Here is a 23462-nt window from a genome sequence, read left to right as displayed (position 1 = left end):
AGGATGGTTCCGGCACGGTTGACGCCTCATACCCGGGGATGATGAAACCGGTTCGGAGCGCCCGTAGGTTTTCCCCATGCCCATCGCCTCCCCGCGTGTCCGTGCGTTTCTGCCGAAACCGGTGGATGCCGTCGTCGCTGCCCTCGTGCTCTGGCTGGGCGCGGTGGCGCCGGGGGCCTCCGATCTGCCGCACTCGGAAGTGGTCCACCCGCTGCTCCTGGTTGCGTGTGGAGTCGCCCTGGCCTGGCGCCAGCGGTATCCCGTGTTCTCGGTGTCGGTCATCGGCGGGGCCATGGCCGTCCATGCCCTGGTGTTCAACTCCATGTCGTTGCTGGCCATGAGCTCCACCCTCCTTGCCGTGTGGACCGTTCAGGCGCACCTGAACGGACCGTTGCGGTGGGTGTTCCTCGGGTTCTTCACGGCCGGATCCGGGATGGCCGCCGGCCTGGCCTCGGTTGCCGCGAGTCCGAGACGGGATCCGCGGGAACATGTGGTCCTGGTGGGCACGGTTCTGCTCGCCGTGGCGGTGGTGGCACTGGCCGGTGCGAACAGGCGTGCCGCTCGTTCACGGACCGAGAGGGCCCTGGAGCGGGTGGCACTCCTGGAAGCGCAGCAGGACGCCCTGCACCGCCTTGCCGCCGCGGAGGAACGGGCACGGTTCGCACGCGAGCTCCACGACGTCCTCGGGCACACCCTCGCGATCATCGCCGTCCAGGCCGAGGGAGCTCTTCTGATGTTGGAACGCTCCCCGGAACGTTCCCGGGAGGCGCTGCGCGCCATGGCGGCCACCAGCCGCCGGGGGGTCGACGAGACGCGTGCCCTGGTGGATGTGCTCCAGAACGACGAAGACGCACCCACGGCCCCGGTTCCCGAACCGGGACGGATCCCGCGGGGAACCGCTCCGGGTCTTTTCCCGGAAATCGTGATGCTGGCCGAGAGCTCCGGGCTCCCGGTCCGGGTCACGCTGGATCTCTCGCAGCAGGCCATGCCACCGTCCCGGGCCGCGCTCATCCTGGACACGGTCGAGGAGGCGCTGGCAAATGTGGCGGGGCATGCCGGATTCGTCCCCGTCCGGCTGTCGTGCACCATGGCCGGGAGCGGTATCGTCCTGGACGTGGAAAACGGGTCAGTGTCCCGGGGAACCGTCCCGGGTGAGGTGTCCCGCACCGGAACCGGTCTGTCCGGGTTGCGGAAACGGGCAACAGCTCAGGGGGCGACCCTCGATGCAGGACCGTGCGATGACGGCTGGCGCGTCTCGCTCACGGTTCCGCGGGAGCCGCGGCAACCGTGACGACCGTCGCACTGGTGGACGACGAGCCGTTGTTCACGGCGGGACTCGCCATGATCATCGAGTCGCAGGAAGACCTCGAGGGCATCTGGCAGGCGGACAGCGGGCCCCCGGCCCTCGAACGGCAGCGGCGGAACCCGGCCGATGTGATCCTGATGGACATACAGATGCCGGTCCTGGACGGTCTGGAGGCCACCGCGGAGTTGATCGCGCGCGGGCTCCCGGGACGGGTGATGGTGTTGACCACCTTCGACACGGATGACCACGTGATACACGCCATCGAGACCGGCGCGTCCGGTTTCCTGCTGAAGAACACGCCGCCGGACCGTTTGTTGGATGCCATTCGAACAGTTGCCAGCGGCGATTCGGTGATCTCCCCGGGCCCCACCCGTAGGCTCCTGCACTCCCTGCGGCGGGGACCTGCCCATGGCGGTTCGCCCACACCCGCCCGGCTTCTTCCCTCCGATCGTCTCGGCCTGGAGCAGACGACCCCCAGGGAGAGGGAGGTCCTGGCGTTGGTCGCGGCCGGTTTGACGAACCAGGAGATCTGCGACCGGCTCTGGCTGTCGATGCCCACGGTCAAGACCCATGTGGGCCGGTTGTTGTCGAAGACGGGGTCGAGGGACCGGGTGCAGTTGGTGCTGTTCGCTCTTCGAACCGGTGTGACGACCCTTGAGGAGATCCTGCGGGGAGCCCCGTGAACGACGGAGGCCTTGGCCGGACCAGTGTCCGGCCAAGGCCTCCGTCCTGGTAGCCCCGACGGGATTCGAACCCGCGCTACCGCCTTGAGAGGGCGGCGTGCTAGGCCGCTACACAACGGGGCCAGGTGATGGGATGGGACCTCCTGAAAGGCCCGCTCCGCAGGGGTACCTGGACTCGAACCAAGACTAACTGAACCAGAATCAGTCGGGCTGCCAATTACCCCATACCCCTGTGCGCTCTCCCGAGCACGGAGAGAAACAGTACACGGCCCGTCACGGGCGCGCAACTCGGTGATTCATCCGTTCAGGGAGGCGAGGTTCTCCTCCAGCTCGGGGCTGATGCGGACCTCACCCGGGGAGCTGGTAACCGGGTGTCCGAGGCGGTTGAGGATGGCGTCGACGACCTCGAAACGCCCGCGGCCCATGCCGTCGGAGATCTTCACCGCGATCCCGGTCCCATCGGGCAGGCCGACGGCGAGGATTCCCTCGGCGCCGACCTTCGCCACGGCCCCCGGCACCTGCTCCACGAGCCTGACCACGGGATGGGATGTGCCGGAGGTGTACTCGGGGTAGCGACGGAAGGCGTCCGCCACCAGCCTGCCGGGGCCCTCCTGCTCCAGGGACCAGCGTGCGAAACCACGCGCCAGCCCGGGCAGGGTGGTGGCGAAGGCGGGTGCCGTGCAACCGTCCACCACCGGATCGCCGAGCACACCGCAGTACTCCTCGATGACGGCCCTGATGGCCTGTTGCAGGGGATGCGACGGGTCGCGATAGCCCTCGACGGGCCAACCCGCGAGCCGGCAGGTGCGCAGCATGGCCGCGTGTTTCCCTGAGCAGTTGTGGGCCAGCGGCTCCTTTCTCCTGCCGGCGGCCAGCCAGGCCGCGAGCGACGCCTCGTCGCCGGGGAGGTCGGCGGTGTGCTGGAAGTCCGACGTGCTCAGCCCGGTCATCTCGAGGATGCGCAGCGCCCCTTCCGTGTGGATGGACTGTCCGAGGTGCGACGCCGCGGCCAGCGCGAGCAGCTGGTTCTCGAGATCCAGGCCGCTGCGCAGCATCGCGATGGCCTGGAACGGTTTGAGGGCCGACCTGGGCAGGGTCGGCATGGTCATGTCCCCGAGGGACAGCAGAACCTGCCCGTCCTCGCGAACCACACTGATCCGGCCCCGGTGGTGGCTCTCGGCCACCCAGCCCCGGTCCACGATCCCCAGAAGCACATCCATCATGAGGGAAGTGTAAGGCGCAGCCAGCCGCTGTTGTCCCGGCGGCGGACCGGGCGCAGCCGAAGGGGTCAGGGGGTCAGGGTCGCGACGCGCATCCTGCGTCCGATCCACCAGGCGGCGACACCGAAGACCGCGAAGCTCGCGAGGTTCGAGCATGCGGCTTCCCAGGAGATCTCCGAGGTCGCCTTGAGCGCTGCAATGCCGCCCGTGAACAGCGCGTATCCGTAGGCGAGGACGTTGTTGGCCACGTGAACGGCGATCGCGGCCTCCAGGCCACCCGTTGCCCACACCAGGGTCCCCGCAATCAGGCCGAAACCCAGCCGGTGCGCGAAGAGCGCGACGTTCTGGTTTCCGTGGAAATAGGCGAAAACCAGGGCCGAGCACACGATCCCGACCCATGCCCTACCCACCAGGGAACCGATGACCTGCTGCAGGTAGCCGCGGAAGAAGAACTCCTCCGCGGCGGCCTGGAGAGGCGATGTGAGGAGAATCAGCGCGAGGTAGGTAACCCAGTCCGGCTGCGTTGCCTGCCAGACCACGTCCTCGCCGGGGAAAAGCCACCTGAAGACGTTCAAAACCACGACTGCCACCGCGAGACAGATCAGCAGGTATCGCCAGCGCCCCCCGGGCTGGACGGAAATCGCCCAGTCGGCCTTCCTGTCGTGCCAGTAGCGATGAATCAGCAACACGACCGGCAACAGGCTCGCTATCCCGAGGTGGCTCGCCAGGATCCCATCGGGAAGCTCATACGCCACTGCCCTGGAGTAGTAGTCCCCGAAGTCCGGCCGGCCTCTGAACAGCCAGCCGATCCTCAGGACGAGTTCAACCACCAGCCTGACCACCACCAGGAAAGCGAGCAGGGCCCCTGACACCCCCGTCACCAGTTTCAGGGGATCCTCGCCCCGCAGGGCGACCGGCTGGCTGAGCCCCGATCCGGGCGGGCGGGTGATCACGCCGCGGTCACGGGATTGCTGAGCACCCCGAGTCCATCGATCTCCACCGAGACCACGTCCCCGTCGGCCATCGGTCCCACCCCGGCCGGGGTCCCGGTGAGGATGACGTCCCCGGGAAGCAGGGTCGAGAACGAGGAGATGTAGGTCACCAGCTCCGGGATGCCACGGACCAGCTGGGATGTGTTTCCCCGCTGCCGCACCTCCTCACCCACCCGGGTCTCGATCGCGAGATGACCCGCCTCCGCCGGGGTGAGGTGCGTGTTGATCCAGGGACCGAGGGGGCAGAAGGTGTCGCATCCCTTGGCGCGGAACCACTGGTCGTCCTCCCTCTGCCAGTCGCGCGCGGTCACGTCGTTGGCGATGGTGTAACCGAACACCACCTCGGCCACCCGCCGCTCCGGAACCTGTTTGCAGATCCGCCCTATGACGATGGCCAGCTCGCCCTCATGATGCAGATCCCTGCATCCCTCGGGGCGCACGATGGGTTCGTTGGGTCCGATCACACAGGTGTTCGGTTTGAGGAACAGCATCGGTTCCCCCGGGACCGGTGCTCCCTGTTCGACGGCGTGATCGGCGTAGTTGCGCCCGATCGCGACGATCTTGCTGCGGGGAATGACGGGGGCCAGCAGCCGGACATCCGCGAGGTCGTGCCTGGCACCCGTGTAATTGACGGGCGCCCCGGCCAGCGGGTCCCCCGTTATTGCAGCGACGGTTTCCGGGTGCTCCCCGCCGTCGACCTCCAACTCGATGATGCCGTAGGCGGGATCCTTGCCGGCCGCGGCGAAACGGGCGATGCGCATGCAGCAAGCCTAGCGACGGAATCAGGGTCGGGGCGCGGGCCGCGGCGGTCGCGCCCATCTCGGGGAGTGGGAACCGCGTTGCCGCCGCCGATGGCGCGCCTAGTCTTCCCGCATGACACGACAGACCCTGGCAGTGATTGGTGGCGACGGCATCGGCCCGGAGGTGACTGCCGAGGCGCTCAAGGTGTTGCGGGCCGCCGTGGACGGGAACGCCTTCGAGGAGGTGCGTTTCGATCTCGGGGCAGAGCGTTGGCTGCGCACCGGCGAGGTTCTGCCCGAATCCACGCTGGAGGATCTGAGGGCCACGGACGCCATCCTGCTCGGGGCGGTCGGGGCGGCCCCCGGTTCGGACAGGATCCCGAGTGGTCTGCTGGAGCGGGGACTGCTGCTGAGGCTGCGATTCGCCTTCGATCACGCAGTGAACCTGCGTCCGTCACGGCTCTATCCGGGGGTTTCCACTCCCCTGTCCCCCGAGGTCGTGGCCCGGGGCGACATCGATTTCGTGGTGGTGCGTGAGGGAACCGAGGGACTCTACTGCGGCAATGGTGGCGCGGTGCGGACCGGCACCCCCCAGGAGATCGCCACCGAGGTCTCCGTCAACACCGCGTTCGGGGTGGAACGGGTGATTCGTGACGCGTTCGCGCGCGCCCGGGCACGTCGAGGCAGGATCACCCTGCTGCACAAACACAACGTCCTGGTCAACGCCGGGGGCCTGTGGCGCCGGCTCTTCGACCGGGTGGGTGAGGAGTTCCCCGATGTCGAGCGCGACTACCTGCACATCGACGCCGCCATGATCGCCATGGTGGTCGACCCGGGCCGGTTCGACGTGATCGTCACCGACAATCTGTTCGGCGACATCGTCACGGACCTGGCTGCGGCAGTCACGGGGGGAATCGGCCTGGCGGCCTCCGCGAACATCAATCCATCGGGCGAGTACCCGTCGATGTTCGAACCCGTTCACGGTTCGGCCCCGGACATCGCCGGCCGGGGAATCGCCGATCCGACCGCGGCCATCAGCTCCGTGGCCCTGTTGCTGGCGCACCTGGGGCATCCCGAGGCCGCCCGCCGCGTTGACGACGCGGTTGCCACCGACATTGCGGAACGCCGCCCCGGTCCCGTCCGGACCGCCGAGGTCGGGGATCGGATCGCCGCTGCCGTGGCCGGCTGATCCGGTAACGGGAACGCGGGGGTCGGACCCGATCGGTTCCGACCCCCGCGTTCCCGGGGCTCTCACTCGGCGGTTTCGCCCTTGAGTGCCTTGCCGCTCGTGTGACCCTTCAGGACTCCTCCCCCTGACCGGCCTCCAACTTGGAGCGGACGGCTGCGAGCGCCGAACCACTCGTATGGTTCTTCAGGACGTCGAGCAGGTCGATGCCCGTGGTGTTCTTGATCATCTCGACGGTCTGCAGCACGTTGTCGTTGACCTGGCGGGGCAACGCGGCCGCCCCTTCCGTGGAGACGACGGTGAGTTTGTCGATGCTGCCCATGGGGGCGGCGACCTTCTCGGCCACCTGCGGCAGCACCTCGATGAGCATCTGCAGCACCGCGGCCTCGTTGTAGTTCGCGAAGGCGGCGGCTCGTTTGTTCATGGCCTCCGCCTCAGCGGTACCGACCGCGAGGGCCGAAGCGGCCTTGGCCTCGCCCTCGGCGCGGATGGCGTCGGCCTCGGCAATGCGGCGCGCCTTCTCCGCCTCACCGCGACGCGCGCCCTCGATGGCCTCGGCCTCGGCGAGTGCGGCACGGCGCTGTTTCTCACCCTCACCGGTGAGGCGTGCGGTCTCGGCCTGGGCCTCGGCATTGGCGATGGCAGCCGCCTTGCGGGCCTCGGCCTCGAAGATCTCGGAGTTGCGCCGTCCCTGGGCCGCGGTCTCGGTCTCGTACCGTTTCGCGTCCGCGGGTTTGCGGACCTCGGTGTCGAGCTGACGGTCCTTCAGGGCGGCCTGACGCACGGCGACCTTCTCCTGCTCGGTGAGGATGGCCTGGTCACGGTCGGCCTGGGCCAGTGGCCCGGCGGCCGCGGCCTGGGCGCGGGCGGCGTCCGTCTCGGCCTTGATCTCGGCCTCCTTGAGCACCAGCTCGCGCTCCGAGATCGCGATCTCCTGCTCGGCGGCCAGCCTCGCCTGTTCCGCCTCGCGACGGGCGTTGGCCTCGGCGATCGCGGCGATCTGGCCAACCTTGGCGGATTCAGGGCGTCCCAGGTCGGAGAGGTAGGTGCCGTCGTCGGTGATGTCCTGGATCTGGAAGGTGTCGAGCACCAGGCCCTGACCGGTCAGGGAGGCCTCGGACTCGTCTGCCACCCGCTGGGCGAAGGCGGCGCGGTCGCGGATGATCTGCTCCACGGAAAGACCACCGACAATGGACCGGAGCGCACCCGCGAGGGTTTCCTGGGTGAACGTCTCGATCTCCTCCTGCTGCATCAGGAAGCGCTGCGCGGCGGCCCGGATGGAATCCTCGTTGCCCCCCACCTTGACGATCGCGACGCCGTCGAGGTTCAGTTTGATGCCCTGCCCGGAGACTGCGTTGCGGATCTGCACCATGATGCGGCGACTGGACAGGTCGAGCACGTGCAGACGCTGGATCAGGGGAATCACGAAGACACCGCCGCCCATGATGACCTTCTGACCGGACAGGTCGGTGGAAACCAGACCGGTCTCGGGGTTGGTGACCGCCTTGCCCTTCTGGCCCGTGATGATGTAGGCCTCGTTCGGACGAGCCACCCGGTACCTGCTGGCGATCAGCCAGATCACCAGGGCGACCAGTAGAACTATGCCTCCCACTCCGGTGATCAGGGAGGAGAAATTATTCATGGATGTGTGAACCTTTCTGTTCAGGACTGGAGAAATTCATCAGTGGCCGGACGCACTTCGACAGCGGTCGGCGACAACACACCGGAAATCCACACCGAGGTTCCGGCCGGAATCGACAGCTGCGCCCGAGCAGCGTATTTGTGGGTGCCGACCCGGATCTCGCCGAGCCCTCCCATCGGGATGTCCGTGATGACGCGGCCTTCCGCCCCGAGCAGATGATCGTTACGGGGCGCCTGTCCGCTCTCGGAACGCTTCAGCCAGCGGGTGAGGGCCACCGCCCCCCACCCCGCGAGGCTGCCGGTGACGAGACCGACCACCGAGGCCAGCCAGAGGCTGTCGGTGAATTCGTGGACAGCAACCCCTCCGAACCCGAAGGCCCCGGTGAAGGCGGCGATGACCGAGGTTGAGAAGACCTCGGAGTCCAGGCCGTCGAAGTGCAGGGCCGAATCCAGCAGGTCCCCCAGGATCAGGGACACCAGCAGGACCAGGATTCCCACGATTCCGAGAATCAGGAAGACGCTCACCTTGGGTGCCCTCCTGTCGTGTACTACAACTCCAATTCTATCAAGACGGGGGTGCAGGGCAGAGTGTGTCCGGTCTCACGGCAAAGCGATTGAGAAGCAACGGATGACGCGGACCTGACGGCCTGGGCGTGCCCCGGATGTTCAGCACTCCGATTCATTCGGCCCCATTCAATCCAATGGTGGTCTTTCACTCCCAGTGCAGGCGAATCGCCGAGGTGAGCTGCCACGGATCGATGCCGCGTACCGCTCGCGTGATGCCCTCACCCTCGGGGCTGCGGGCGTACCGGACCTCCCCCTCCCCCACCCATCGCCGCCAGGCGAGCAGATAGGCGTCGGCCCGGTCCCTGTTGGAGGCGAGCACGCTCGGGACCGGATGCCAGGTTTCCAGAACGGTTTCCCGCCCGATCAGGCCGAGTCTCAACACGTCCCGGAGCCGGGGCGGGTCGGCGGTGAGGCGGGAGATCAAGTATCGGGGTCGGGAAACGGGTTGCAACGCTTCGTCCAGCGCCTCCGCAAACCCGGCCGATTCCTCCGCGGGCACCCCGGACAGCCGGCAGCGCAGTTCCTGTCCTCTGATCTCCACCGCGACCGCCCCGGCTCCCGCACTGACCAGCCCGCGCGCCTGGAGGGCATCGGCAACCGCCCTGGCCACCCTGCCGACACCGACGTTCGCCGCCAGCCCGGTGAGCCTGCGACCCGCCCGGATCCCCCGGATCAGCAGATCCACTCCCGTCAACACCAGTGCGGCGGCCGCCCACCAGGACAGCCCCAGCACCGCCAGCACCAGGGCTGCGCCCAGCGCCCAGGGCCACAGCACGGGCCCCAGCCTCCGGGGCGCCGCCTCCCCGAAGCCGCTTCCGGTCAACGGTTCCTTCGCCCTGGAACTCACCCGCACCACCGACACCTCCCGGCCGGTCCTGATCCGCGGGTCGTTCCATTGCTCCGTAACCCGGTCGCGTTCCCGGGAACGCCGGGCCGCAAGAACGTTGGCGGCCTCGATCCCGTCCGATTCCGGAGTCCGGAACTCGCTGAACTCATCGGCCAGGTGCGCCACCCCGTCCACCAGATCGCCCTGCTCGTCCGGGGCGAGATAACCACGGTGCTTGCGCACGAGACGACGCCAATCCGCGTCCCCCATCACCCCGTCGGCGACGCAGGCCACCGACCAGTTGATCGCGACCTTAGCCGGATTCTCCGGATCGCGTCGTAGGCTGCGCCCGCGAAGCTGAACCACGGCACCGGGCGTGGTTGCGCTGGTCAGGTCCACCAGGCAGTTGACGCCCGGGGCGTCCCATCCCTCCCCCAGCAGCCCACGGGTGCCTATCAGGAGCCTGGTGCCACCCATCTGGAAGAAATCGGTAACCACCGGCACCCACTGGCGGACATTCCAGCCGAGAACCCGCACCAACCCCTCCTCCTCCGCGGTATCCAAGGAGTGCCCGGGAAGCCGATCCGCGGCGAAGTCCATCAGCGCCCGGGAGCTCGACGGGGTTCCCGCGACGACCCCAGCGGTGACGAGCAACGGTTCGAGGCGCTGCCCGACCGGGTTCTCGGCCAAGGCCTTCAGGGTCTGCCAGGCCGATCCCGAATCCGCGGTCACCACGTCTCGCAGACCGTGTGGCAGCGCGGCCGCCCGCTCGAAATCGCACACCACCAGGGCGCGCAGGTCAGCGCCGAGGTTCTCCTCCTCCAGAGCCACTATCTCGGCCGCGGCGAGGGCCTTGGATGCGCTGCGGGCCAGTACCCGGTCCATGGTGGAGGCGGCCGCGCTGATGCCTCGCCGGGTCCAGCGGTAACCGATGGAGGGAAGAACCTCCCGGACCTCCAGGATCAGGGCGTGGTCCCGCGGGTCGGGGCTGTCGACCAACGGAAGGAGCCACTGGTTCAGTACCGCCACCCAGTCTTCGATCCCGGGATCGCGTCGGTGGCGCTCGCCGAACGCAACTCCAATGGGTGGTTCGGCGTAACCCGCGTGGGCGAGGCGCAGCAGGGCATCGGTCAGGCGTTCATCCGTGGCCGCGAGTTCCTCCCAGGAGACGTTGGTCTGCAGCTTCGCCACCGCCTCGAAGAGTGGAACGCTCGCCCTGTCCGGGGCACTGAGATGGGTGAGCAGTTCCTGGACCCGCACCTGTTGCTCTCCCAGCCAGTCGCGTTCAGCGGCGGTGGGGCTCGTCAGCCAGCCGAGTTCCTGATAAGGGACCAGGTCACCGGCCGCCACCACTTGGGGAATGTTCGCGGAATACGTGATCTCGCCGAAGAGTTCGTTCTCCAGGGTGGCCTCCGCTCCGGTCAGGGCGGTTGCCGGAGTGGCCGTGAGACCCAGTACGACGGCGTCGGGCAACAGCCCAAGCACCTCGGCCAGCAGCCGGCCCCACGTCCGGAGCAAGTGATGGCATTCGTCCAGGACGATCATCAGGTTCTCAGTGGCTGCAAGCTCGGCCACCAAGGCTCTTCCGTTCGGGTGCAGACGAGCCAGCTGCGTGCTCCCACCGGAGTCGTCCCCGAAATTGGCGAGCGCCTGATAGGTCAGGCAGCGAACCTCCGGCACAGCGGCCTGCCACTGGCCGCGAATGGCGATGTTCGGACTGAAAATCACACCGGTGCGCCCCGACTCGCGGATCGCCCGCACACCGACCATGGTCTTGCCGGCACCCGGTGGCAGGACGATCCAACCCCTGGAAACCCCCGCCGAGATGCTCCGACGCCAGGCGTCGAGAGCCTCCCGCTGGTGCAACCTCAAGGGCATCAAGGTTCCGGAACGCTCTCTACCCGCCCATCGATGCGCTGCTCCCCGGCCCGGCCCATGTCAATCGATCCCGGCGTCGCGTTTCTCGGGAAGCAGGAAAGCGGCACCCGCGGCCAGCGCGAAGGAAACCGCGAAGACCGCGAAGGTGGTCACGATGCCTCCGCCGCCCATCAGCACCGGAACGAGCAGGGGCGCGATTATCGACGCGAGCCTACCCACCCCGGCCGCCGCCCCGGTACCGGTGCCACGCAGCGACGTCGGATACAGTTCGGGGCCGATGGCGTACAGCGCACCCCACGCACCCAGGTTGAAAAACGACAGGGCACATCCGGCTGCGATGATCATGCCCTCCATTCCCGCGACCGCGAAACCCAGCGCGGAAAGGGCCGATCCGGCGAGGAACAGCGCCAGGGTCAGGCGGCGGCCGATGACCTCGATCAACCAGGCCGCCACGGCATATCCGGGAAGTTGGGCCAAGGTGATGATCAGGGTGAACTCGAAGGACTTGACCAGGGTGAAACCCTGCTTCACCAGCAGCGATGGAATCCAGATGAAGGCCCCGTAGTAGGACAGGTTGATGCAGAACCACACCAACCAGAACGCCAGGGTGCGGCGCCTCAGCTGCTTGGAGAACAGAGTGAGCCCGGTCGTCTCGATCGTCTCTCCCCGGTGTTTCGCGGCCTGCTCGGCGGTGTCGATCGTAGGGCCGTCGTAGGAGGTTTTCGCCGACCTCTCGAAACGCCCGACCGTCGCCTCGGCCTGCTCATAGCGTCCTGCGGTCTCCAGGTATCGCACGGATTCGGGGGTGCCGAGCCGGATCAGCAGCGCCCACAGGGCAGGCACGGCACCCAGTGCCAGCGCCCAACGCCATCCCTGTTCAGAGCCGGCCACCACGAAATACCCGATGATCGCCGACAGGATCCAGCCCACGGCCCAGAATGCCTCCAGCCAGATCACCACGCGGCCCCGGATCCGACGGGGGGCGAATTCCGAGATCAAGGTGGAGGCAACAGGGAGTTCAGCTCCAAGCCCCAGCCCCACCACGAAACGCAACAGCAGCAGGGCGGCCACCGAGGACACGACGGCCGTGGCCCCGGTCGCCAGCCCGTAGACCAGGAGCGTGAGCGCGAACACGGAACGACGCCCGATCTTGTCGGCCAGCAATCCCCCGAATGTGGCACCCAGGGCCATGCCGACGAATCCAATCGAAACGACCCACGACTTGGTGGCGTCGTCCAACCCCCACTGCTGCCCAAGAGCGACGATGACGAAGGAGATCAGGCCCACGTCCATCGCGTCCAAGGCCCACCCGACCCCCGATGCGCCCAATAATCTGCCGTGTTCGCGCGTCATGGGTAGTCGTTCCAGGCGTTCTGTCCTGGTCAGCATTTCAATTTTCCTCCGATTCGGGGCACCCGTTGTCCGTGTTGGGGTCAACGAGCGGCCGTACCCTCCACGTAGTCATCGGTACCGTGATCCTTGACCCAGCTCATGAGCTTGCGCAGCTCACGGCCGGTGGCCTCGATCGGGTGGGCCTCACCCTTGGCGCGCAGTTCCTTGAACTTGGGGGCCCCTGCGTCCTGGTCCTCGATGAAACGCTTCGCGAAGGCCCCGGAACGGATGTCATCCAGCACGGCCTTCATGTTCTCCTTGACATGCGCATCGATGATGCGCGGCCCGGAGACGTAGTCACCGAACTCTGCGGTGTCGGAGATGCTCCACCGCTGCTTGGCGATGCCCCCCTCGTACATCAGGTCGACGATCAGCTTCATCTCATGCAGGCACTCGAAGTAGGCCACCTCGGGCTGGTAACCGGCCTCGACCAAGGTCTCGAAACCCGACTGGATGAGAGCGGAGACGCCGCCGCAGAGAACCGCCTGTTCGCCGAACAGGTCGGTTTCGGTCTCCTCCGTGAACGTCGTTTTGATACCGCCGGCGCGCAGCGCACCGATGGCCTTGGCATAGGAAAGCGCCAGCGGCCAGGCGCTCCCGGTGGCGTCCACTTCGACGGCGATGATGGCGGGCACCCCCCTGCCCTCGGAGTACTCGCGGCGCACCAGGTGCCCCGGACCCTTGGGTGCGACCATGCAGACGTCGACACCTTCCGGGGCCTTGATGTAGCCGAACCGGATGTTGAAACCATGGGCGAAGAACAGGGCGTCGCCGGGCACCAAGTGGGGGGCGATCTCCTCGGCGTAGAGCTTGCGCTGCACTTGGTCCGGGGCGAGGACCATGACGAGATCCGCCTCCTCGACGGCCTCCGCCACGGAGACCACGCGCAGTCCCTCCGCCTCGGCCTTCGCGACGGACTTCGACCCCGGCCGCAGCCCGACCCGGACATCGACCCCGGAATCACGCAGGCTCAACGCATGGGCGTGTCCCTGGGAGCCATAACCGATGACGGCGACGCTGCGGTTCTGGATGACGGACAGGTCGGCATCCGAGTCGTAGAACATCTCAGCCATTTCTGTTTCCTCACTTCTTCTGGTGAATTACTTGGACTTGTGATCGGCGAGGGTTCTGACCCCCCGCCCCAGGGCCACCTGACCCGACTGCACCAGCTCCTGGACACCGTGCGGGGACAGCATCTCCAGCAGAGCGGCGAGCTTCTCGGGGCTGCCGGTGGCCTCGATGGTGACGGACTCGGGACTGACGTCCACGGCCTTCCCCCGGAACAGACTCACCACGTCGATGATCTGGCTGCGCGAGTGCACATCTGCGCGGACCTTGACCAGCACCATCTCACGGCGCACGGTGTTGGGCCCGAGCTCCAGCACCTTGCGAACCTCGATCAGCTTGTTCAGTTGTTTGACGATCTGTTCCAGAACGGCCTCGTCCTCGACGGAGGCCACCACCGTCATCCGGGAGATCTCCGGACGCTCGGTGGGACCGACGGCGAGCGAGTCGATGTTGAAACCCCGACGGGAGAAGAGGGCGGCGATCCGGGCCAGGACGCCCGGTTTGTTGGAGACCAGAACCCCGAGGGTGTGCGTGTTCACAGTTCTTCCTCTTCCCACACTGGGGCCATGTTACGGGCCACCTGGATTTCATCGTTGCTGACCCCCGCGGCAACCATGGGCCACACCATCGCGTCCTTGTGAACGACGAACTCCACCACGACGGGACGGTCGTTGATCTCCAATGCCCTCGCGATGCATTCATCCATCTCGGTCTCATTGGTCGCGCGCAGGCCGACGCATCCCATCGCCTCGGCCAGCATCGGAAAGTTCGGGAGGTGTTCGGTGTGGAGGTCGGTGTTGGAGTAGCGGGAGTCGTAGAACAGCGACTGCCACTGCCGGACCATGCCCAGTGCATGGTTGTTGATGATCGCGATCTTGATCGGGATCCGGTTGAGGGCGCACGTGACCAATTCCTGATTGGTCATCTGGAAGCAGCCGTCGCCGTCGATGCCCCACACCACTTTGTCCGGTTGGGCCACCTTGGCGCCCATCGCCGCGGGGACGCAGAATCCCATGGTGCCGGCGCCGCCGGAGGTGAGCCACTTCATGGGTCGCTCGTGGGGCAGGAAGTGTGCGGCCCACATCTGGTGCTGCCCAACCCCTGTGACGTAGATTGCATCGGCGGGGCTGAGTTGTCCGATGCGCTGGATGACCTCCTGTGGTGAGAGCTTCCCGTCGGGCGCCTCCTCCCAGCGGGGTCGGTAGCGTTCCTTCATCCTGCCGAGGACCTGCACCCACTCCTCGGTGTCGGGGGCGCGGTCAATCTCCTTGACGAGCAGCGTCAGGGTCTGGCGGCAGTCGCCCACGATCGGCACGTCGACCGCCCGGTTCTTGCCGATCTCGGCCGGGTCGATGTCGGCGTGGATCACCTTGGCGTTGGGTGCGAAGGAATCCAGCCTGCCCGTGACCCGGTCATCGAAACGGGTGCCGATTGCGATGATCAGATCTGCACGCTGAAGCGCACCCACCGCAGCCACGGTCCCGTGCATACCGGGCATCCCCATGTGCAGCGGATGGGAGTCGGGGAGCACACCCCGGGCCATCAGGGTGGTGACCACGGGTATCCGGGCCTTGTCCACAAGGGCGGCGAGCTCCTCGAACGCCTCGGCCCTGACGATGCCCCCGCCGACGTAGAGGACGGGTCTCCTCGACTGCGAGATCAGTTTCGCAGCCGCCCGGATCTGGCGAACGTGCGGTTTGACGGTGGGTTTGTAACCGGGCAGGTCCAGTTCCTCGGGCCAGTGGAACGGGGCCTTCGCTGCCAGCGCGTCCTTCGCGATGTCGACGAGCACGGGGCCGGGTCTTCCGGTCGCCGCGATGTGGAAGGCCTCCTTGACCGCCAAGGGGATGTCCTCGGTGCGTTTGATGAGGAAGCTGTGTTTCGTGATCGGCATCACGATCCCGCGGATGTCGGCCTCCTGGAAGGCGTCGGTGCCGATGGCTGTCGCGTTCACCTGCCCGGTGATCGCGACGAGCGGGGTGGAGTCCATGTAGGCGTTGCCGATCGCGGTCACCAGGTTCGTCGCCCCGGGTCCGGACGTGGCGATGCAGACCCCGACCCCGCCGCTCGCGATCGCGTACCCCTCGGCCGCATGCCCTCCGCCCTGCTCGTGACGCACCAGGATGTGACGGATCCTCGAGTCGAACAGCGGGTCGTAGGCAGGGAGAATCGCCCCGCCGGGAATACCGAAGGCCACCTCGACCCCAGCGCGTTCGAGGGACTCGACGAGCGCCTGCGCGCCCGTCAGCAACTGGCCGTCTGTCCTGGACATCGCTCTCCCTTCGGTCTCAGCCCGGAACTGCTTCGTTCAACAAAAAACCCTCGGCGCCATCTGGCACGCGAGGGGGCGTCTCGATGTTGGATCGAAACGCTGTCAGACGATTACGAGCTGACTGTTGGTCATGTGCCCAAGGATTGCGGGAGGCCCGGGTGCTGTCAAGCAAGGCACTCCGCGCGTCCTGAATGGTGAGACACCCTCGCCCGACCCGGTCCGGCGAACACACGCGCCTCGTCGTCGCCGAGACCTCTTCCGCAATTTTCGCGAGCATTTTCCACACCATTTCCGACGTTTCCCACCGACGTCACCACCAACGCCTTGGGGAAACCCTCAACCTCGATCATCGCTCGAGGGTTTCCACGAGATTAACGGATCCACTCAAACTGCGTCTGACTAGGGGATTTACATATTCACACCACGAAATGTCCGCGTTTCTGCTTGAGCTTCGGACTCATGTTTCCTAGCGTGCCGGAACAACCCGGTTCGCGTTCACGAGAAAGGACCAACGATGATCGGCTCCCCAGGAAAGGGACACGTGCTGAGGCTGTTGCGTGACTCGGCCATCGGGTTGGTGCTGACCGCCCAGTTGACGGTCGTCGTGCCCGCCATCTTCCCGGACGGCAGGGCCGAGGCCGCCAATGGGAGCGTCACTGCGCGGGTGGCCGTGAATATCCGCTCCGGCCCCGGGACCGGTCATTCCCGTCTCGGCGTGCTCTATCCCGGTGAATCGCTGTCAATCCGAGGGGCGGCCTCGAACGGTTGGGTTCCCGTCGCCTGGAAAGGCCGGAACGCCTGGGTGGCATCGGCCTACGTCACCGGTGGGGAAAATCGGGAGTCGGGTTCCTCCAACGGCGAGAAGGGTTCCGCCTGGACACGGGTGAGGCTCAATGCACGCAACTCCCCCTCCCTCAGTGCCGGTGTCCGGACGGTCCTCGACAAGGGAACCCGGATTTCCCTGACCGGCCTGGTCTCCGGGCGGTGGAGCCAGATCGGCCTGGACGGTGACACGGCCTGGGTGGCGACCCGATACCTGGGATCCTCCGCTCCTGAGGGCTCCACACCCGCCCCCGATTCGGCATCCGTGTCGGCCGCCAGCGTTCCCGAGACAATCGGTTCCCGCTGGGGAAGCGCCGAACTCAACCTGTGGACCGGGGCGCGCGGCGACCGGTTCGTGGAGGTGGCGCCGAAGGGCACCGAGTTCAAGGTCACCGGTACGGTCTCCGGCGGTCGCGCCCAGGTCGTGTGGAAGGGCGCGGTGCGCTGGGTGACCGCCCGCCACCTGACCACCGACGCCCCTGCCAGGTCGTCTGGTGCATCCGGTGGGGAGACCTGCCTGGCCTCGTTCTACAGCGACGACTCCGCCACGGCCTCCGGTGAACCCTTCGACCAGTGGGCGATGAGGACGGCCCACAAGACACTGCCCCTCGGCACCAGACTGCGGGTGACCAATCCTGCGAACGGCAGGAGCGTCGATGTGACGGTGAACGATCGGGGCCCCTACGTCGCCGGTCGTTGCCTCGACCTGACCACGGGCGCTTTCAAGGCCATAGCAGACACTCGGCAGGGGGTCGCAAAAGTCAGCTACGAGATCATCAGCTGAGAACACACCCACCCACCCTCGACAGGTCGGCGGCCATGGAAGATAGTTGAGCCATGGTAGACACCGCAGCAATCGCCGCCATCAACCTGAGATTGAACCTGCTGGGCCTGAAGGTCCCGGCGGCCGTCGACCACACCGAGGGATCCGAACTGGTTCGTCCGATACTGGCGCGGCAGCGCGAACTGGACCGGCGGCTCTCACACAAACTTCCCGCGGTCGATGGCCGCGTCCAGGCCTTCCTGGACTCCTACCTGGAGGGAACCGGCACATCCCCGAAACTTCCACGGCAGACCTTCGTGCTGGATCAGGCCGGTTTGGCCAGGACGTTGTCGCTACCCGTCGAGGCCGACCAGTTCTCCTCGAAATACCTGAGCAGTTACCGCCTGGTCAACGGGGTGCTGCACAATCCCCTCAACGATCGCCGCACCACCAAGGGGGTCTTCCACATCGCCGAGGGCGGCACGGCGGTGCAGGATGACAAACTGGCGGTTCCCCGCGAGGTTTACGGGCGTCTGCTGGAACACGCCCTGAACCCTCCCGCGGAGTTGATGACCCTGCCCTACTGCGCGGGCGACGAGGCCCCCGCCCGGGCGTGGGTGTCCCTGCTGCTGCGCCCCGTGGTGGTTCCCCATGTCCCGGGCTTCGCCCGGGAACGCAGCCTGGAGGTGCGCTTCTTCGCCCCCGGCACGTTGGTGGCGAACCTCGACTTCGTGGAGGGCATCTTCGGCAACGGGGGCGACCCCTACCTGCCGGACAATGACGCATCCCTCAAACCCAGGGGCTGGACCGGTCACACGGGCGCGGTGATCCTGGCCCCGCACCTGACGCAACTGACCAAACGGGAACTCGGTCTCCCCCACCACGCCGACGCCACGGAGCGCCAGCGCCGCGACGGCATGTGCTGGCAGGACCCCGACGAGCTCTACAACGGCGGCAGCGCATTCAAGGTGTGCGCCCGTGACGAGCGTGGGGTGATCGTCACCGTGATCGCCGACAACTACTTCGGGTACTGCAAGAAGGAGGTCAAGGCCCAGATCAGCTACTCCGCCAACCTGCTCGGCCTGGTGGAGGAGGAGCACGCGGGGGGTGCGATCTGTTTCCCCCGCTACAACCTGGGCCAGCAGTTCACCGACAACTATGCCGACCCCAGTTACCGGTTGGCCGACATCGTCGCCCGCGACCCGCAGCGTTTCATCCCCCAGCCCGAGGGACACGCCATCGACCTGGAGAACGACCACATCGTCCTGGTTCCCGAGCGCTCCACCTACAGCCTGCGCGACCAGACCGTCACCTGGGAGGTTGACGGCCACGCGGGCCAGATTCCGCTGCACGCCGACAAGACCTACGTCGGGCCGGATGGTTACCTCGTGCGGCTGCACCATCTGGAGGCCGACGGCGACCAGTGGACCCTGGTCGGAACCGCGCCCAGGGCCACCCACTGCCACAAACCAGCCACGGTCTCGGGTGGCGGAAAGTCCGAGATCTCCAAGGCCATCACCGACGCCGTCATCTCCGGCGACGCCTACGTCCGGGATTTCGACGAGGACATGGCTGCGGTCGCCCGGATCCTGGACCACGACTTCAGTCAGCGTTTCGCGGATCCGGCCCGCAACGGCCACGACGCCCGACCCGTGCTGTCCGACCGGCGTTCCGTGGGTTCCGTGATCAAGCTGCTCACCCCGAGCCGCGACTACAACGACGAGTACAACGCGTGGCTGGAGGCGATCCCCAACCACGTCAAGGAACTCGTGTTCGTGGTGAAACGGTTCTACCGCCCCGAGTGGGGCGAGGACTGGTCCAGCCATTTCACGGTCGGCATCATCAACGGGCGCAAGGGAAGCTCGTTGCGCCTGGACGGGGAGAAGATCCGAGTGAACATGCTGCGGGTGGGCTTCGCCCCCGACGGATCGTGGCGTCTGTTCGGTCTGCGCCACGACTTCCAGCCCGCTGCGAAGGTGCAGACCGAGGACGACATCACCGCCAGCATCGTCGTGCCTCCCCGCCCCTCGGGCAGTGCGCTTTCCCGGAAGTTCGTCACCAACTGCGAGCGGTTGCTGTTCCAGCGTCCCGACGATGCCATCCACCGCGGCTACGACAAACAGGCGGAGTGGGACATCTCCCGGCCCGGGACCTTCCTGTCGAATTTCGAGCCGCTCTCCCGCCGGGACGCCCAGGCGCTTGTGGACAACGCGATCGAGTTCAGCCAGTTCACGGCTCCCATGCAGGAGCTGATCCGTTCCTTCGCCGCCTCGACCTCCCCCTCACCCGCATGGTTCGTGAGCTCGGCCCATCCGCGCCTGGTCAAGGGCACACCATCCAAGAACCCCCGATACCTGCAGCACCGCCCCGACATCACCAACCCCGAACGCTCCGCTGAGGCGGAGCTGGCCGCCCGGCTGCACCGCAAACTTCCGATGAGCCAGGAGCTGCGCCTGCCGGTCGACGTGGTGGCCGCGGGCCGCCGGAACAACGCCGCCGAGCCCGGCATTCCACCGCTGTGCGCCTACTCCCCCCTGCACTACATGGAGCTCCCGGAGCTGTTCATGGAGTTCATCAGCTCCATGACGGGCAAATCGCCCTCCACGACGGGCGCCGGTTCTGAGGGAGCCATGACCAAGGGCCCCTTCAACGCCCTGCCGTCGGTCATCGACCTGAACGCAGCCTTCCTGTCCTTCGCCCTGACCGGCTACGACGGGTGGCTGTCCAGCGCAGGGGTGGTGGGCCCACACGTCCGGGTCGATCACGACATCAGCCTTCTGGTTCCCGAGGTGTTCTCGCGAATGTCCGATTCCGAACGTTCCGCGGCGAGCCTGATCGAGGAGGGCTGCCTGGAACGCATCCAGGACTACGAGGTGGACGGTGAGCTGATCCTCGCCTCCCGGCTGGGTTACCGCATGACCGAGAAGTTCGCATCCAAGTACTTCGGACGGATCTTCCTGCACCCCCACGTCGTCTTCACCCCCGAGATGCTGCGACCCGAGCTGCAGGACCCGGAGGTGTTCGCCGAGTCGGTGCGGACCATCTCGACCACGCACGCCCGGGTCGCGCAAACGTATTTCGACGACGGCACCGTGGCCCTGGCAGTCCCCCCGGTGCGGGCACTTCTCGAGATCATGGCCACCGGCCGCACATCGGATCGCCTGACCCTCGACGACGCCCCGTTCCGGGAACTGTTCAGCCGCGACTCCGTGCTGACCTCCGGCTGGTACGCGGAGCGCGTGTCCGCGCTCCGCGAGGTGGAACTGGCACGCCTGGAACGCTCGCTGGGTTCCATCGACGCCTTCACGGCCAATGAACTGCACACCGCAACCGCTGAACGTCTCGGCCTCGCGGCGCGCCGCGCCTCGGTGGAGTCGCGGATCGAGGAGTTGAATCAGGTTCCCGATCTGCTCTGGGGCACGATCGGTCGGCAGGTCACCTGGCGGCTGTGAGCCTTCCCCGGGAATCAGTTCCGCCCTCTCCGCCCGCAACGGAACGACCGATGTGACCCGCTGCGACCACCTGGCGGCGGCTGTCGTCGCGGCGACCGCATCTGCGCGAACGCGAGTGTTTCGTCTCTCTCGTTCCGCGCGTCCCCGGTCGGTGGGGGAACAAAACCATAATGCCGGGTGCCCACGCCTGCCCTCGCCTGCGCGACGGCTTCCATTCCGTGGCGACAGAATCCGATTCCGGATCCGGTGGTGGACCTCCACCACACAGACCCTGTTGACGCGATCTCTCAGTAGGCTTGCAGTGATCCCGACTTCCCAACGTGACTGATGCGAAACGAGGCGCCGGATGGAGATCAACTCCAACACCGAGGCGAGAGCCGAACGCACGCAGAGGATACTCCAGGCCCTGCGGGCGAAGGAGGAAACCACCCTCACGGAACTCACAAGGATGACGAAGATCTCCCGTCCAACCGTCGGCAACATCATCGCCGATCTGGAGTACTACGGAATTATCGTGCAGCGTTCAACGAGCACGGGGGCCGGCCGGCCCGCGGCGCTGTACGGCTTCGCCCCCCAACACGGTTTCGTCGTCGCCCTCGACATCCAGCGGGACACCTTGTCCACCACCATCGCGTCCCTGGCCGGCGACATCCTCCATGCCACCATCATCCCCGTGGACACCCTGGCACGCGAGGAACGCCTGGAGACCATCTCGCAGCATGTGAGAAAGGCCGTCGACGGGTTGCGCATCCAGCACGGCAACCCGATCTGCGGATTCGCCTCCACCACCGGAATCATCGACGGCGACGGCACGGTGCTGCGCAGCTATCTCGTCCCGCAGTGGCACGGACTCAATCTCGCCGAAGAGTTCACACACCGTTGCGGTTTTCCCTTCCGCGTCGACAACGACATCAACACCGCCGCCTACGGTGAGTTCATGATCCGCGTGGCGGAAGCACGACTCAACGCTCTCGACGGCATGCTCTTCTTCCGCCTGTTCGCTGGATTCAGAACAGGGTTCGTCCTGCGAGGCGAGATCCACCACGGGCACAACTGGCACGCGGGAGAGGTCAATGACCGACTCGACATGGATCTTCGTGCCCGCACCATCCCCGATGATGAGAAATCCGGCTGGGAACTGCGTGCCGCAACGACGATCGGGACGATCTGCTCCGTGATCGATCCCACGCTCATCGTCCTGTCCCCTGCCCCCGAAACCACGCCTCTCCTGCTTCTCCGCAAACACCTCGCGACCATGCGCCTACCCACCGCACCTCGCCTCAGGATCGAGGAGGCGGAGCTGGGACATGCGGCGGCGTCGCTCGGCGCGCTGTCCCTCGCCCTCCGGGACGCCGAGAAATCCTTCCTACGCGCCGCTGGCCCGATTCCGATAGCACCGAAGAGGATCGACGACGTGCTCACCCTCCACCGGGAGTGGGAAGCACAGCACGCAGCACAAACCCGTCGAGTGGCCGTGGACATCACCGAGCCCCTCAGAGTGGGGGTCGTGGGACTGGGCGCGCGCTCGAGGCTCGCCACGCACGTCGAGACCGATCAGAACGGCGCCCGAATCGTCGCCGCTTGTGACCCTGATCCTGCCGCACGCACCCGATGCGCCGAACTCCTGGGCAAGGATCCCGAGACCTTTCCCATCGTCGGCTCGGTGCGTGAACTCATCGAACTGGGGTTGGGAGCGGCCTTCGTCACCTCGCCGGACGCCACCCATTGCCACGTGACGGCGGAGCTGCTGGAAGCAGGCATCCCCGTCTACCTGGAAAAACCCATGGCAAACACCCTGGAGTCGGCAACGAGAATCCTGACCACGGCATATGAGACCAGGGCTCGCCTCCAGATCGGACACACCATGCGACGCGCACCGTTCGTTCAGCAGATGCGCGATCTGATACTCGAGGACGCGATCGGAGAAGTGAAGACCATCTGGTGCCGGCACTTCATCGGAAACGGCGGGGACCATTACTTCAAGGACCGGCACGCCAATCGAGAACGCTCACGCGACCCGCTGCTGATGGCGGCTGATGATCTCGACGCAATGCACTGGTTGACGGGCTCGCGGGCTCGCGACGTGGTTGGAATGGGCGACCTACTGGTTTACGGGAGAACGAACAGAAACGAATCGAAGAATGATCAGTCGATGACCAGTTCGTTCTCACTCGACGACTGGCTTCCGGAGGAGCAGGCCGGCCTCAAGGACGCCATGGATGTCGAGGACGTTTCCATGCTCATGGCTCGAATGGAATCAGGTGCTCTCGCTTCCTATCAGCAATGTCATTTCAGCCCTGACAACTGGCGGAATTACACGGTGATTGGCACCCGGGGACGTCTGGAGAACTTCGGCAACAGCGATGACGGAGTCATTCGCCTGTGGGATCGCCGCAGTTTCTATGACGCGAAAGGAAGCCTCGAGGTAGCCATACGGGGCGACGACAAGGATGCGGATTCCTTGACCGTTGCCGAGTTCCTTCGTTTCGCGCGCACCGGGACCTCCACGGGCGCCACTCCCCTTGATGCCTGGCAAGCCGTGGCCACGGCAATCCAGGCCACGGAATCCCTGCGTGACGGTTCGACACCACGTCGCATACCCTCACTCCCGGTGCAACTCGTCGAGTACTTCGCGAACGACCAGAGAATCTGAC

General features: G+C 66.4%; 16 protein-coding genes and 2 tRNA genes. 6 read left to right on the top strand and 12 right to left on the bottom strand.

Annotated features, from left to right (window positions below; translation table 11 throughout):
- Positions 1 to 76 precede the first annotated feature (76 nt).
- Together E0E39_RS05825 and E0E39_RS05820 are read left to right on the top strand one after the other, a co-directional pair.
- Positions 77 to 1291: a sensor histidine kinase gene (locus E0E39_RS05825; protein ID WP_130873888.1), complete on the top strand. Its 1215-nt coding sequence runs from the start codon at positions 77 to 79 to the stop codon at positions 1289 to 1291.
- Entirely contained in the window at positions 1288 to 1989 is a 702-nt protein-coding gene (locus tag E0E39_RS05820) for a response regulator (protein WP_130873887.1), read from the top strand. Before E0E39_RS05825 ends, E0E39_RS05820 begins: the two co-directional genes overlap by 4 nt.
- Positions 1990 to 2036: 47 nt before the next feature.
- On the opposite strand, the gene E0E39_RS05815 is transcribed toward E0E39_RS05820, so the two are convergent.
- From E0E39_RS05815 to E0E39_RS05795, 5 genes are all read right to left on the bottom strand, one after another.
- Positions 2037 to 2112 (bottom strand) — tRNA-Glu (locus tag E0E39_RS05815).
- A gap of 37 nt (positions 2113 to 2149) precedes the next feature.
- Positions 2150 to 2221: transfer RNA gene (locus tag E0E39_RS05810), tRNA-Gln, on the bottom strand.
- Positions 2222 to 2285: 64 nt separating this feature from the next.
- Positions 2286 to 3212, bottom strand: a complete 927-nt coding sequence (locus E0E39_RS05805) for an asparaginase (RefSeq protein WP_165444657.1) — start codon at positions 3210 to 3212, stop codon at positions 2286 to 2288.
- A 65-nt stretch (positions 3213 to 3277) separates the two neighbouring features.
- Positions 3278 to 4162: a CPBP family intramembrane glutamic endopeptidase gene (locus E0E39_RS05800; protein WP_130873885.1), complete on the bottom strand. Its 885-nt coding sequence runs from the start codon at positions 4160 to 4162 to the stop codon at positions 3278 to 3280.
- On the bottom strand, positions 4159 to 4962 hold the full coding sequence (locus tag E0E39_RS05795) for a fumarylacetoacetate hydrolase family protein (RefSeq protein ID WP_130873884.1): 804 nt from the start codon (positions 4960 to 4962) through the stop codon (positions 4159 to 4161). The genes E0E39_RS05800 and E0E39_RS05795 overlap by 4 nt, the downstream gene beginning before the upstream one ends.
- A gap of 112 nt (positions 4963 to 5074) precedes the next feature.
- Here E0E39_RS05795 and E0E39_RS05790 point away from each other — a divergent pair, with 112 nt between their 5' ends.
- The gene (locus E0E39_RS05790) at positions 5075 to 6130 is read left to right on the top strand and encodes a 3-isopropylmalate dehydrogenase (protein WP_130873883.1); all 1056 of its coding nucleotides are present in this window, start codon (positions 5075 to 5077) and stop codon (positions 6128 to 6130) included.
- Positions 6131 to 6239: 109 nt separating this feature from the next.
- Here E0E39_RS05790 and E0E39_RS05785 read toward each other — a convergent pair whose 3' ends face one another.
- The 7 genes from E0E39_RS05785 to E0E39_RS05755 all read right to left on the bottom strand — a co-directional run bounded on the left by E0E39_RS05785 (position 6240) and on the right by E0E39_RS05755 (position 15771).
- On the bottom strand, positions 6240 to 7769 hold the full coding sequence (locus E0E39_RS05785; RefSeq protein WP_130873882.1) for a flotillin family protein: 1530 nt from the start codon (positions 7767 to 7769) through the stop codon (positions 6240 to 6242).
- 20 nt (positions 7770 to 7789) lie between these two features.
- Entirely contained in the window at positions 7790 to 8293 is a 504-nt protein-coding gene (locus E0E39_RS05780) for an NfeD family protein (RefSeq protein WP_165444656.1), read from the bottom strand.
- A 187-nt stretch (positions 8294 to 8480) separates the two neighbouring features.
- The gene (locus E0E39_RS05775) at positions 8481 to 11033 is read right to left on the bottom strand and encodes a DEAD/DEAH box helicase family protein (RefSeq protein WP_165444655.1); all 2553 of its coding nucleotides are present in this window, start codon (positions 11031 to 11033) and stop codon (positions 8481 to 8483) included.
- 66 nt (positions 11034 to 11099) lie between these two features.
- A complete protein-coding gene (locus tag E0E39_RS05770) occupies positions 11100 to 12428 on the bottom strand; it encodes an MFS transporter (RefSeq protein WP_130873879.1) in 1329 nt (442 codons plus the stop codon).
- A gap of 44 nt (positions 12429 to 12472) precedes the next feature.
- The gene (gene ilvC / locus E0E39_RS05765) at positions 12473 to 13504 is read right to left on the bottom strand and encodes a ketol-acid reductoisomerase (protein ID WP_014846386.1); all 1032 of its coding nucleotides are present in this window, start codon (positions 13502 to 13504) and stop codon (positions 12473 to 12475) included.
- Positions 13505 to 13531: 27 nt separating this feature from the next.
- Positions 13532 to 14038, bottom strand: coding sequence for an acetolactate synthase small subunit (gene ilvN / locus E0E39_RS05760; RefSeq protein ID WP_130873878.1), 507 nt, complete (start codon positions 14036 to 14038; stop codon positions 13532 to 13534).
- Complete coding sequence (locus E0E39_RS05755; protein ID WP_130873877.1) at positions 14035 to 15771, bottom strand: acetolactate synthase large subunit; 1737 nt, start codon at positions 15769 to 15771, stop codon at positions 14035 to 14037. The genes ilvN and E0E39_RS05755 overlap by 4 nt, the downstream gene beginning before the upstream one ends.
- A gap of 514 nt (positions 15772 to 16285) precedes the next feature.
- Here E0E39_RS05755 and E0E39_RS05750 point away from each other — a divergent pair.
- The 3 genes from E0E39_RS05750 to E0E39_RS05740 all read left to right on the top strand — a co-directional run bounded on the left by E0E39_RS05750 (position 16286) and on the right by E0E39_RS05740 (position 23461).
- On the top strand, positions 16286 to 17377 hold the full coding sequence (locus E0E39_RS05750; protein ID WP_130873876.1) for an RlpA-like double-psi beta-barrel domain-containing protein: 1092 nt from the start codon (positions 16286 to 16288) through the stop codon (positions 17375 to 17377).
- 53 nt (positions 17378 to 17430) lie between these two features.
- Complete coding sequence (locus tag E0E39_RS05745) at positions 17431 to 20808, top strand: PPi-type phosphoenolpyruvate carboxykinase family protein (protein ID WP_130873875.1); 3378 nt, start codon at positions 17431 to 17433, stop codon at positions 20806 to 20808.
- A gap of 346 nt (positions 20809 to 21154) precedes the next feature.
- On the top strand, positions 21155 to 23461 hold the full coding sequence (locus tag E0E39_RS05740; protein ID WP_130873874.1) for an ROK family protein: 2307 nt from the start codon (positions 21155 to 21157) through the stop codon (positions 23459 to 23461).
- Position 23462: the final 1 nt, after the last annotated feature.

This window comes from [Pseudopropionibacterium] massiliense, from assembly GCF_900607225.1.
Lineage (GTDB): Bacteria > Actinomycetota > Actinomycetes > Propionibacteriales > Propionibacteriaceae > Arachnia > Arachnia massiliensis.
Note: the sequence above shows the minus strand (reverse complement) of the source record. Positions and strands in the feature narration are given on the sequence as shown.